This is a genomic window from Fulvivirga aurantia, from assembly GCF_009711475.1.
Classification (GTDB): Bacteria; Bacteroidota; Bacteroidia; order Cytophagales; family Cyclobacteriaceae; genus Fulvivirga; species Fulvivirga aurantia.
Genome location: NZ_SMMD01000850.1, coordinates 1 through 11,379 on the forward strand (window position 1 = coordinate 1; position 11,379 = coordinate 11,379).

12 protein-coding genes and 1 tRNA gene are annotated in these 11,379 nt (G+C 38.1%); 3 read left to right on the forward strand and 10 right to left on the reverse strand.

Annotation, left to right across the window (positions count from 1 at the left end):
- The 3 genes from E1176_RS12770 to sucC all read right to left on the reverse strand — a co-directional run.
- The coding region (locus E1176_RS12770; RefSeq protein ID WP_155211021.1) for a DUF6089 family protein at window positions 1-713 on the reverse strand (713 nt) is incomplete at its 3' end.
- A gap of 113 nt (window positions 714-826) precedes the next feature.
- Window positions 827-900: transfer RNA gene (locus tag E1176_RS12775), tRNA-Arg, on the reverse strand.
- 15 nt (window positions 901-915) lie between these two features.
- Complete coding sequence (gene sucC / locus E1176_RS12780; RefSeq protein WP_155211022.1) at window positions 916-2,127, reverse strand: ADP-forming succinate--CoA ligase subunit beta; 1,212 nt, start codon at window positions 2,125-2,127, stop codon at window positions 916-918.
- 129 nt (window positions 2,128-2,256) lie between these two features.
- On the opposite strand from sucC, the gene E1176_RS12785 reads away from it, so the two are divergent.
- Window positions 2,257-2,904 (forward strand): ABC transporter ATP-binding protein, encoded by a 648-nt coding sequence (locus E1176_RS12785; protein ID WP_155211023.1) that lies wholly within the window; start codon window positions 2,257-2,259, stop codon window positions 2,902-2,904.
- Here the strand turns inward: E1176_RS12785 and E1176_RS12790 are convergent.
- Window positions 2,901-3,344, reverse strand: a complete 444-nt coding sequence (locus tag E1176_RS12790; RefSeq protein ID WP_155211024.1) for a peroxiredoxin — start codon at window positions 3,342-3,344, stop codon at window positions 2,901-2,903. The two genes, E1176_RS12785 and E1176_RS12790, sit on opposite strands and share 4 nt — an antisense overlap.
- Before the next feature lie 68 nt (window positions 3,345-3,412).
- Here E1176_RS12790 and E1176_RS12795 point away from each other — a divergent pair, with 68 nt between their 5' ends.
- On the forward strand, window positions 3,413-4,006 hold the full coding sequence (locus E1176_RS12795) for a nitroreductase family protein (RefSeq protein ID WP_155211025.1): 594 nt from the start codon (window positions 3,413-3,415) through the stop codon (window positions 4,004-4,006).
- On the opposite strand, the gene mtaB is transcribed toward E1176_RS12795, so the two are convergent.
- The 5 genes from mtaB to hppD form a co-directional block, all read right to left on the reverse strand.
- Window positions 4,003-5,319, reverse strand: a complete 1,317-nt coding sequence (mtaB, locus tag E1176_RS12800) for a tRNA (N(6)-L-threonylcarbamoyladenosine(37)-C(2))-methylthiotransferase MtaB (protein WP_155211026.1) — start codon at window positions 5,317-5,319, stop codon at window positions 4,003-4,005. The genes E1176_RS12795 and mtaB overlap by 4 nt on opposite strands.
- Window positions 5,320-5,409: 90 nt before the next feature.
- Window positions 5,410-5,853, reverse strand: a complete 444-nt coding sequence (locus tag E1176_RS12805) for a DinB family protein (protein WP_155211027.1) — start codon at window positions 5,851-5,853, stop codon at window positions 5,410-5,412.
- A complete protein-coding gene (locus E1176_RS12810) occupies window positions 5,850-6,812 on the reverse strand; it encodes a calcium/sodium antiporter (protein ID WP_185152793.1) in 963 nt (320 codons plus the stop codon). The genes E1176_RS12805 and E1176_RS12810 overlap by 4 nt, the downstream gene beginning before the upstream one ends.
- 43 nt (window positions 6,813-6,855) lie before the next feature.
- On the reverse strand, window positions 6,856-8,577 hold the full coding sequence (locus E1176_RS12815; RefSeq protein WP_155211028.1) for a phospho-sugar mutase: 1,722 nt from the start codon (window positions 8,575-8,577) through the stop codon (window positions 6,856-6,858).
- A gap of 18 nt (window positions 8,578-8,595) precedes the next feature.
- On the reverse strand, window positions 8,596-9,690 hold the full coding sequence (hppD, locus tag E1176_RS12820) for a 4-hydroxyphenylpyruvate dioxygenase (protein ID WP_155211029.1): 1,095 nt from the start codon (window positions 9,688-9,690) through the stop codon (window positions 8,596-8,598).
- Between the two features lie 140 nt (window positions 9,691-9,830).
- Here hppD and E1176_RS12825 point away from each other — a divergent pair, with 140 nt between their 5' ends.
- Complete coding sequence (locus E1176_RS12825; RefSeq protein WP_155211030.1) at window positions 9,831-10,244, forward strand: hypothetical protein; 414 nt, start codon at window positions 9,831-9,833, stop codon at window positions 10,242-10,244.
- Window positions 10,245-10,322: 78 nt separating this feature from the next.
- On the opposite strand, the gene trpS is transcribed toward E1176_RS12825, so the two are convergent.
- The gene (gene trpS / locus E1176_RS12830) at window positions 10,323-11,294 is read right to left on the reverse strand and encodes a tryptophan--tRNA ligase (RefSeq protein WP_155211031.1); all 972 of its coding nucleotides are present in this window, start codon (window positions 11,292-11,294) and stop codon (window positions 10,323-10,325) included.
- Window positions 11,295-11,379: the final 85 nt, after the last annotated feature.

Here is an 11,379-nt window from a genome sequence, read left to right on the forward strand (position 1 = left end):
CCGGGTTCTTGGACTGGTAAACCGATTTCAGGGCGCCTATCAGCTAATCTGGCAGCAATGGGATCTTCAAAGCTGGAATTGGCAATATATTCTGTGCTCACATCATCCAAATAGTCAGTAAAGGTTTGTCTGTATCCGGCTTCTAAAACTATGTTGGTAAATGGGTTGATCATGTATTTAACACCACCACCGTAAATAAGAACAGGAGCAACTCTAGAATAATCTACGCCTTCTGTCTGTAACGGTTGTAGTGCGTATTTCTCTCCGTCTAGCTCACCTTTAGGATTAAAATATATAACACCTAATCCTGCAAATCCATAGGCATTAAATTGTGGTCTTTGATAGAATCTAGGTCCGTATTCAAAGGCATTAACGATTCCCACTGCATTGAATTCAAAATTACTAGAGGTAAACGATAAATTCCTCCTCACTCTGCCCTCAGAATCAGATTTAGCATCATCACCACTTAACTTAAACCAGCTTAATTCTGCACGACCAGCAATTCGTTTAGTAAAAAAATACTGAGCGCCAAGGTTTACATGCAAATCTGTATCGATGATATCACCAGGGTCATTTAAATCGCCAAAATAAGAGGAAACACCTGTACCTACGCTTACAATCACATCACGACCTCTACGGCTATTGTAAAAACTTTGAGCGTAAGTTTCTGCAGTAATTAGTATTGTAAATAGAACTAGTAAGTATGCTCTCATCCCAAGTGGTTATAATTATATAAGCAATTTAACAAATTACCTGATTTTATACTAAATCATCTAAGTTGATTAAAATAAAAAAGCGTCTTGTAAATTACAAGACGCTTTTTAAGTGCACTCGGAAGGATTCGAACCCTCAACCCCCAGAGCCGAAATCTGGTATTCTATCCAGTTGAACTACGAGTGCATCAGTTTTGAATTCTTATGACAAAACTTCTTTTACTTTATCAGCAGCATCTTTAAGCAAAATAGCTGATGTAACTTTTAAACCTGATTCTTCAATGATTTTAGCACCTTCTTCTGCGTTTGTTCCTTGAAGTCTTACAATGATAGGAATATCAATGTTGCCAATCTTTTTATAGGCTTCTACAACACCATTAGCTACACGGTCACATCTAACGATACCACCAAAAATGTTAATTAAGATTGCCTTAACGTTTTGATCTTTAAGGATGATTCTAAAGCCTGCCTCTACAGTTTCTGCGTTGGCTCCACCACCTACATCAAGGAAGTTTGCCGGCTCACCACCTGAGAGTTTGATTATGTCCATAGTTGCCATTGCAAGGCCAGCACCGTTTACCATACAGCCTACATTACCATCAAGTTTAACGTAGCTCAAGCCTGATTTACCTGCTTCAACTTCAGCTGGGTCTTCCTCAGTGATATCTCTAAGTTCTAAGAGGTCTTTATGTCTGAACAACGCGTTGTCATCGAGATTAACTTTAGCATCTACGGCTAAAATTTTGTCGTCTGAAGTTTTCAAAACAGGGTTGATCTCAAACATCGATGAGTCAGTTGCCTCATATGCATTGTAAAGAGAGTGAATAAACTTAACCATGCCTTTAAAAGCATTGCCTTCAAGTCCTAATGCAAATGCAATTTTTCTTGCCTGAAATCCCTGTAAACCAACAGAAGGGTCGATCCACTCTTTAACGATTTTCTCAGGGGTTTTTTCAGCCACATCTTCAATGTCCATTCCACCCTCTGTAGAAGCCATAATTACATTACACTTCTTATCTCTATCAAGCAAAATACTCAAGTAGTATTCTTTAGGTTCAGAGTCACCAGGGTAGTATACATCTTCAGCTACCAAAAGCTTGTTTACTTTCTTACCTTCTTCGCCAGTTTGGTGCGTAACTAATGTTCCTCCCAAAATAGCTTTGGCTTTATCGGTAACTTCATCTAAAGATTTGGCCAAAACCACACCGTTAGAACCTGTTTCTTTTACCTGACCTTTTCCACGACCACCTGCGTGAATTTGAGCTTTTAATACATACCAATCTGTACCAGTTTCGTTATGCAATTCTTTTGCAGCAACTAATGCTCTGTCTGGGTTGTCTGTAACAATACCCCTTTGAACATTTACTCCGTACTTTTTTAATATGTCTTTGGCTTGATATTCGTGTATGTTCATGCTTGAAAAATTTTTGCACGAAAGTAGTCGTTTTGGACTTATATTTCAAGAAATGGTTAGTTTAAAATCTAAAGCAATCACAAAATCACAAAGCATTTTGTTAAGTTTGGAACTCTAAAAAATCAACATATGCTTAGAGCAGAAGCGGTTACAAAGTCTTACGGTAAACTTCCGGTTTTAAAAGGAATCGATCTCCATGTGAGGAAGAAGGAAATAGTATCTATAGTAGGTGCTTCCGGTGCTGGTAAGAGTACTCTCTTGCACATATTGGGTACACTAGACTCTCCAGACTCTGGGGAGGTAATAGTGGGAGGTAAGAAACTAAGCGCTCTCAACGGTAAGGCAAAAGCAAGTTTTAGAAATCAACAAATAGGCTTTGTATTTCAGTTCCATAATTTGCTCCCAGAATTTACCGCATTGGAAAATGTCTGTATTCCAGGATATATAGGACAAGGTAAAAATGTTGAAAAACGTGGGCTAGAGTTATTAGACAAGCTTGGAGTAGCAGGTCGTAAAGATCACAAGCCTTCTGAGCTTTCCGGAGGAGAGCAACAGCGCGTAGCAGTAGCCCGAGCACTTATAAATGATCCTGCAATTATATTTGCGGATGAGCCAAGTGGCAATTTAGACTCAACGAATGCGCGCGATCTTCATGATTTATTTTTTAGACTCAGAGATGAGTTTGAGCAAACATTCGTTATCGTTACTCATAACGAAGAATTGGCTGATATGGCCGATCGAAAATTAGAAATCGCTGATGGTATGATAGTTTCTTAGACTAAATCTTTATTCTTCAGCATAGCTTTAATATGTGATTCAGCATTAAACAAATCACTAAAACCAGCGACAATTTGCTTGTTAGCGTCAATTAGATAGGTGATTCTTTTACTCATCCCGATAAAAGGGATATAGGCCTTATACTTTTTGGAAACTTTACCTCCTTGATCGGAGAGTAGCTCAAACGGCAGATTATTTTTTTCTTTAAATCGGATGTGTTTTTTAACTGAGTCGGTGCTGACTCCATAAACTGCTATATTTAGTTCCTTTAGTACATCAAAATTGTCTCGAAACTCACAAGCCTGTTTGGTGCAGACCTTGGTGTTATCTTTAGGGTAAAAATAAAGAATAAAAGGGCCTTCTATCTTGCTTAATTCTACTGTTTCCCCTGAGGTTGATGGCAATGAAAATTCCGGAGCTTTTTGATTTTTTTGGAGCATATGTTTCTGTGATTTTATAAAAACGAAATAAGATCCTGTTTGTTAGAACTGTCAAAGAAAGAATAATTATGACAAAAAAAGCTAACACCAGGTATTCAATTCTTAAACACTTATCTGACAGATGGAGCCCGAGAGCATTTAATGATAAGATGCCTGAAAGGGAAACACTGCTCAAACTTTTAGAAGCAGCGAGATGGGCACCTTCTTCATTTAACGAACAGCCGTGGCGTTTTGTAATAGGTATTAAAGGAGAGGGAGAAAGTTATGAAAATCTTTTTGAAGGGCTAAATGAGTTTAATCAAAAGTGGGCAAAAACTGCTCCTGTTGCGGTATTTATATGTGCAAAGAAAACTTTTAGCCACAATGGCAAAGACAATAAACACTTCATGTACGACTGTGGAGCGGCAATGAGTAACTTGTGTGTACAGGCGACTGAAGAGGGACTATATGTGCATCAAATGGCAGGGATATTACCAGATGTTGCACGAGAAAAGCTTAATGTTCCTGATGGATTTGAACCTATAACCGCTGCTATGGTAGGGTATATTGGTGATCCTGATCAACTAAATGATGATATGAAAGAATCTGAGATGGCCGAGAGAAAACGTAAAGACTTATCAGAGATAGCCTTCTTTGGTAAATGGGGAGAAAGCTTTGATTAATGAGCTAAAACTTCCTCGGCCTCTTCTATAACAACATGCCCAGTAGGGCTTATTGATTTAAGCCTTACTAGTCTCGTTTCATTTATTAAAACCGGGTCGTACTTAGCTTCTACACGCACGTAATTTTCTGTAAAACCATGCATGTTTCCGTCAGAGATATCTTCTTCGAATAACACTTCGGCAGTACGGTCTAGGTTTTCTTCGTAAAACTTTCGCTTTTTCTTTTCAGAAAGGCTTCTTAGCATTTTTGAGCGCTCATGACGTACTTTCATAGGTACAACTTCTTCCATTTCTGCTGCTGGCGTATTGCTTCTTTCAGAATATGTAAAAACATGCAGATATGAAATATCCAGCTCATTTAAGTAGTTGTAAGTTTCCATGAAGTCTTCATCAGTTTCTCCGGGAAACCCTACTATTACATCTACACCAATACAGCAGTGAGGCATTGTTGCTTTTATCTTTTCTACTCGTGCTGTATAAAGCTCTCTCAAATATCTTCTTTTCATTAATTTGAGGATTCTATTGGAGCCGGACTGAAGTGGAATGTGGAAATGCGGGACGAATTTCGATGAATTTGCTACAAAGTCGATAATATCATCATGCAATAAATTTGGCTCTATAGATGATATTCTAAAACGGTCGATAGAGGCTATGGTGTCGAGTGCTTTTACCAGGTCAAAAAATCTATCTTCTCTCTTGCCATTTCTGATACCAAAGTCGCCAGTGTTGACACCTGTAAGCACAATTTCTTTTACACCAGATTCTCCAATCTCTTTTGCCGACTGCATGATGTTTTCGATAGTATCGCTTCTGCTATTGCCCCTTGCAAGAGGGATTGTGCAAAACGTACAGCTATAATCGCAACCATCCTGTACCTTAAGGAAAGTACGTGTGCGGTCATTAATGGAGTATGCATTATTGAATGTAGTCGCGGCTTCAATTTCAGATGCGAGTACCTTGGTCTCATCCGTATGTACAAAACCATCTAATAGCTCTATCAACCTAAATTTTTCGGCAGCTCCTAAAACGGCATCTACGCCTGGTATTTCAGCTATTTCTTTCGGCTTGAGCTGTGCGTAACATCCGATAATGGTGATATATGCTTTGGGTGATATTTTTCGTGCTTCTCTTACTATTTTTCGGCACTTCTTATCTGCGTTTTCAGTAACCGAGCATGTGTTTATTATGAAGATATCGGGTGTGTCGGTAAATTCTACCTTCGCATACCCTTTTTCTTCAAACATTCTCGAAATAGAAGACGTCTCTGAGAAGTTTAGCTTGCAACCTAAAGTATAAAAAGCGACTTTTTTCATTGGGCTGCAAAGATACTATTTTGACTTACAAAAACACTTAATTATGGCTTAATTCAATATGTTGTTTGTAGGTAATGGTCTATTAATCAATTAGCTGTATGTAAGAATTCGTCTTATGTAATTAATCTGCCCTAAGTGATAGTTTAAATGTGAGTGCAGGTGAATCAGAAAGAATTCTACACTAATTTCTTGATCCCATCTCGGCATAGGGTAAATAGACTGTAAGTCTTCAGGGCTTACTTTGGTAAGTGTAGCTTTAATTACCCTCTTTGTTTCCTCAATATTTTTGTACAGGTCGTTCTTAGAAATGTTTTTGTCGGAAAACTCTTTGTCTCTTTCTCTTATATAGCCAGTCTGGCCAAGTACGGAACCTATAAAGTGTTTTAGGTTGCCACATAAGTGAAGTGTGAGGTTTCCTGCACAATTAGTTACCCCGGAGCAGGCTTTCCATAAATTCTTATCATCAATCAGCTCAACTTCTGATTTGAGCCTATCGAGATCACGGTCAAATAAGGTGATTAAAGATGTTGTCATTTTCTTATAAATAGATAGATCATATAACCTATGAAAGATAGAAGATAAAGAAATGACTCTCTTCGATCAAGTTTCTTTTTATTTACGGTAAACATAAATAACAAAAGCATAACTGTACCGGCAATGAGCATGTACATGTCTGTGTTGAGCTCACTGTTGTATTGAAGGGGAGAGATCATTGTGCTTACACCCAATACCAATAAAATATTGAAAATATTTGACCCTACGACATTGCCAATGGCTATATCTGCCTGTTTTTTGTAAGCGGCCACTGCTGAGGTAGCAAGTTCTGGGAGCGATGTTCCTGCGGCTATAATTGTGAGGCCGATCAGCTTTTCGCTTACCTCATAAATGTTAGCCACTTCAACAGCATTGTCAACCACAAGTTTTCCACCTACGATCAGACCAATAAGTCCGCCAACAATGCGAAGGCCAGTAATAAGTGGAGTGTAAATTTTAATGTTGTTTTCTTCGGCCAGACCGGATTTCATGTTGTAGAAAACATAAATCAGAAAGACCATGAATAAGCCAAGAAGTATAAAACCATCGATTGAAGATGATTTGTTGAGCGGCTCATTATGAAATAGCGAATCATTTACTAGATAGAAAAGAATGAGCGTTACAAATAGGAGGAAGGGTAGCTCTCGTAACACAGTCTTTTTCTGAACTGCCAATGGATATATAGTGCCGGCAACCCCAAGAATAAGAAATAGATTGAAAATGTTTGAGCCGATTATATTACCAAAAACAACTTCACTATAACCTTGTGAACCAGAGATGATATTTACGACTAGTTCAGGGGCTGATGTGCCAAGAGCTACTATTGTGAGCCCAATGGCTAATTCAGAGATGTTAAACCTTTTGGCTAGCGAAGAAGCCCCACTAACCAAAAAGTCAGCACCTTTTATAAGTAGGGCAAAGCCCAGGATTATGAGTGCAAAGTATAATGCTACAGCCACTTAAGAACTTGACAATATCATTCAATCTAATAAAAATAATTGATTAACTGACGCTAAGGTCATTTTCTATCGACTCAATAATTTCATTTAAACCTTTTTCAGCCTGATGAAAATCGTTTTTGTCCTTAAGTTTTGTGTTTACGCTTATGTAAAATTTAATCTTAGGTTCTGTACCTGAAGGTCTTGCAGAAATTTTATACCCGTCTTTGGTTATAAATTGTAAAACATTTGATGCTGGCAAGTCAATAGGCGTTGAGCTCTTACTTTCCAAATCATGTGATTTTTGAGCCAAATAGTCGAGTACTTTTACAACCTCAGAGCCAGCAAAACTTTTCGGTGGATTTGTTCTGAAGTCAGACATCATCTCACTTATTTCTTCAGCACCTTTTTTGCCCTTTTTGGTGATAGAAATGAGTGTTTCTTTATAAAAACCAAATTTGGCATACATATCAATCATCATCTCAAAAAGCGTTTGCCCTTTCGATTTTGCATAAGCAGCCATTTCGGCAATCATTGCGCAAGAAGCAACAGCATCTTTATCCCTAACGAAATCGCCAATGAGGTAACCATAACTTTCTTCACCACCTACGATAAATTTAGCTTTGCCTTCCTGCTCCTTTATTACACTAGCAATATGCTTAAATCCTGTAAGTGTGTTGTAGCATGGCACATTGTAGGTTTCGGCAATTTTGTCCATAAGGTTTGAGGTTACGATTGTTTTTACCACAAACTCATCACCTTTTATTTTAGAAAGTTCAGACCAGCGCTCGAGGACATAATACATCAACAAACTGCCAGTTTGGTTTCCATTGAGCAACTGAAACTCACCTTCAAGATTCTTTACTGCAATACCTACTCTGTCCGCATCAGGATCTGTGGCCATCACTAAGTCAGCATCAATATCTTCGGCTTTTTTTAGAGCCAAGCTTAAAGCCTCAGCTTCCTCAGGGTTTGGATATACCACTGTAGGGAAATTGCCATTTGGCTCTACCTGTTCTTCAACTACAGTCACATTTTTAAAACCAAACGTTTCTAAGCACTTTGGCACTAATGTAGCTCCAGTGCCATGAATAGGCGAGTAAACAATTTTTAAGTCGCTATTTTCAGCAATTGCTTCCGGGCTAAGTGATAGATTTTTGACTTCGGCCAAATACGCTTTGTCTACATCTTCACCGATAGGTTGTATTAGCTCATCTTTTTTGTTGAAATTAACCTCATCTATAGAGCCTATTTTTTTTACTTCATTTATGATGTTCTTATCGTGAGGAGCAACTATTTGTGCGCCATCATTCCAATAAGCTTTGTATCCGTTATATTCCTTGGGATTGTGTGAGGCCGTGAGTACAATACCGCTATGGCAACCTAGATGTCTTATAGCAAAAGATAGCTCAGGAGTTGGTCTCAAGGCATCGAAAAGGTATACTTTAAAATCATTAGCAGAAAAAACAGCAGCCACAGACTCTGCGAAAAACCTGCTGTTATTTCTGCTATCATGAGCGATTGCGACTTTGATTTGCTCAGATGGATAAGTCTTTTTTAAATAATTGCAAAGACCTTGAGTTGCCATGCCTACAGTGTAGCGATTCATTCTGTTTGATCCTACACCCATTATGCCTCTCAAACCACCTGTTCCGAATTCCAGGTCTTTATAAAAAGCTTCTGTAAGTGCCTCATCATTTTTGAGAAGCTGCTCTATTTCTGCTTTAGAATTATCATCAATATTGCTGTTAAGCCACTTTTGTGCCTTTTCTTTTATTTCGCTCATATAATTTACCAGTTATATTTAAAGGTTTCCTCTTAATTCCTGCTCTCTCTCGATAGCTTCAAATAATGCTTTGAAGTTTCCTTTACCGAAAGATTTAGCGCCTTTACGCTGTATGATTTCGTAAAATAACGTGGGTCTGTCTTGTACTGGCTTCGTGAAAATTTGTAGCAAATAACCTTCTTCATCTCTGTCAACCAAAATGTTAAGGTCTTTCAAAGGCTTTATGTCTTCTTCTATTTCTCCAACACGATCAGTAAGGTCTTCATAGTAAGTTTCCGGAACTCTCAGGAAGTCTACACCTCTTTTGCGTAACTCAGAAACTGTATGAATGATGTCGTCAGTTGCAATCGCTATATGTTGTACACCTGCTCCATTATAGAAATCAAGGTATTCTTCAATTTGTGATTTTTTCTTTCCTTCTGCTGGTTCGTTTATCGGAAATTTAATATATCCGTTACCATTAGAAACAACCTTAGACATCAGTGCTGTATAGTCGGTAGAAATGTCTTTATCATCAAAAGTTATAAGTAGGCTGAATCCCATAACTTTCTCATAGAACTCTACCCATTTATTCATTTCTCCCCAGCCTACGTTACCCACGCAATGATCAACATACTTTAAGCCGATAGGTTTTACTTCCAGTTCACTTTCTTTTTTGATGTACCCCGGTAAGAAAGCCCCATTGTAATTTTTGCGTTCTACAAACCTGTGTATTGTTTCACCATAGGTTTGAATGGCTGATACGACAACTTCACCATGCTCATCTTTGATTGTGCGTGGTTCTTCCACGGCTATGGCTCCTCTGCTTGTAGTTTCTTCAAATGATTTCTTTGCGTCATCTACCCAAAGGGCTAGTACTTTTACACCGTCACCGTGTTTTTTTACGTGGTCAGAAACAGGAGAGTCCTGCACAATAGAAGACGTGAGTACAAGCCTTATTTTATCTTGCTTAAGTACATAGCTAGCACGATCTCTTAAACCAGTCTCCGGTCCTGCATAAGCTACAAGCTCGTAGCCAAAGGCAGTTTGATAGTACATAGCTGATTGCTTTGCATTACCTACATAAAACTCTAAATAGTCTGTGCCGTTGATTGGCAAAAAATCTTGATCCATAGTGGTTTTTTATTGTTTTTTTGTAAAAATAACGGTTTGAAGACATTATAAAAACATTAACTCAAGTAGATTTAAGAGAATATTTTTGGATGTTTCTATACAACCCAACACATTTGCAAATACACTAACCGACCACAATAATGATAGACGAAAAGGCGCTTGATAGTGATCTTACCGAGTTGATCGAAAAGAAAATAATACTTAGCAATACTGAGTATAACAATAGTGAGTATGATAAGCTCGAAGAAGAGTTACACGACCTTGAAGATTCGTTTTTAGAAAAGTATGGAAGCTATCTTGAAGATGCTTTACACGAAGTACACGATGAATATTGTCCGGATAGTGATGTGCTTTTGCCTATAGCTTATTTACCAAATAAGGTTAAGAAAGTAGAAGAAGGATATGAGGCCGATTACACTGAAGGCGTTTATGTTGAAGTTGACGATTATGCCAGTAATGAAACTAAACTAGTACTGCTGCCCAAGCCTACTCGAATTGTTTTACAAATTGGGAAAGAGCAGAAAGAAATAGTCTGGGAGCTAGGTAAAAAATAATAGAAGCTAGTTGTCATAAAAAAAGCGCTTAAAATTAATTTAAGCGCTTTTTTTATGCTCATCGGAAATGACCAATATTTATAAATAACCTACTTTACCACGTACTCTATTGAGTACTTCCGTAGCAATTACCTTAGCTTTTTCTTCACCCTCTTTTAGCTTGGACTCTAAAGCGTCTGGGTTTTCCATATAATGATTGAAAAGCTTTCTTGGTTCAGCATATTTTTCGACAATCAATTCAAATAATGCTTGTTTGGCATGCCCATAGCCATAATTTCCCCCTTCATAATTATGGCGCATTTCCTTTATTTCTTGTTCAGAAGCCAAAAGGCTGTATAAAGCAAAAACGTTACAATTATCCGGGTTTTTAGGCTCTTCCATTGGTGTGCTGTCAGTTACTATCGACATTACCACTTTGCGTAATTTCTTATCTGGAAGAAAAATATCAATCGTATTGTTGTAAGACTTACTCATTTTCTGACCATCAATCCCCGGTATGGTCATTACGTTCTCATCAATCTTAGCCTCAGGAAGCACAAAGGTGTCGCCATATCGATGATTAAAAGTACTAGCGATGTCTCTTGTCATTTCGAGGTGCTGCTTTTGATCCTTACCTACCGGTACAAAGTCAGCATCATATAAAATTATATCTGCAGCCATCAATACCGGGTAGGTAAAAAGGCCTGCATTTACATCGGCCAGCTTATCAGACTTTTCCTTAAAAGAATGCGCATTGGCCAACATAGGGTAGGGCGTAAAACAATTGAGGTACCAGGTAAGCTCGCAAACCTCAGGAATTCTTGATTGTCTGTAGAATAGATTATTTGCTGTGTCGAAGCCAAATGCTAACCAAGCTGCGGCAGTGGCATTTACATTTTCTCTTCTGACTTCAGCATCTTTTATAGTTGTAAGTGAGTGAAGGTCAGCAATAAAGAAAAATGATTCGTTGTCTTTTTGCTTAGAAAGTTCAATTGCAGGGATAATCGCACCCAAAATATTGCCTAAATGAGGGCGGCCAGTGCTTTGTATACCCGTAAGAATTCTTGCCATGCTTGTTTAGTTTAGTATTTGCGCAAAGAAAATAAAAAGTAGGCAATGATACAGATTTATAAGTTGTTATTAGATTGTTAAAGAC